This window comes from Psychromonas sp. SP041 (genome assembly GCF_000470315.2).
Classification (GTDB): domain Bacteria; phylum Pseudomonadota; class Gammaproteobacteria; order Enterobacterales; family Psychromonadaceae; genus Psychromonas.
Genome location: NZ_CBRF02000099.1, coordinates 1 through 886, shown reverse-complemented (window position 1 = coordinate 886; position 886 = coordinate 1). Strand labels below are relative to the sequence as shown.

The window sequence follows — 886 nt, the reverse complement described above, 5'->3', positions numbered from 1 at the left end:
GAGGTAATAAAACCTTTAATATCACCCTTTGGATCTTGATAACATATCATTCTTGCTTGCCAAGTCTCTGGTAATGTTGGGTTTTTAGTTCTCGCTTGCGGGGATACGGGCATTTCAATTAATAAATCATTATCGCCGTATCGCTCTATAACTTCATACCTCATCGATTTTTTTACCGGTGTTAGCCAATGTGCATTAATACCGAACTGTTGCCAGTTGAGCATTAAGTCTGCTGAAAAATAACAACGATCAAATAAGGTTAATGAATCTTCTGGAATATCGGTCAGCAACCGTTTAGCTAAGGTTATTTCACCGACGCTACAGCTATCAAATGCAGCACCAAGTAACATCCGAGTATGCGTTGAATGCAAAGAAACCATACGAAGTTGCGGATAAACTGGGTTGGATTTAGAGATAAAACCAAATGCGTCCCTATTTTCTGGTGTGTCTTGTGCTCTAAAGGTCGTCCCATCTACGGCTAATAACGTTAAACCGATACTATGTTTTTTAGTAATAATAACGTTATGCCAAGCCGCACAGGTTGTACTAAAAAGGTAACTCATAGGAGATTCACCTAATCGCTTTCGACAATCTGTGAGCACACTAGGGGCAACATGGTTATAGACTTCATCAGGGGTAGTTTGCAAAGCAATATCTAATGAGCCGCAGACTTCTTTTATTGAACAATTCCGCATCAACCCCATCATGATGATTAACCAAATAGCTTGCTCTGCAGGTAGGCGGCGACGTCGAACACTCGCTTTTTGAGTACAAAATAATGCTTCTTCAATCCATTTAGAATCAATCGCTGTTAATACATTGTCGTAAGCATCTTTATTTTCAAATGATTCATACACCAATTCCATTTCTTGATTAAACAAAAAAA

At 38.8% G+C, this 886-nt stretch carries 1 protein-coding gene; it reads right to left on the bottom strand.

What is annotated here, in order from left to right; genetic code table 11:
* On the bottom strand, positions 1-881 hold an 881-nt coding region (locus SP041_RS20705), incomplete at its 3' end, for an IS4 family transposase (protein WP_240791517.1).
* Positions 882-886: the final 5 nt, after the last annotated feature.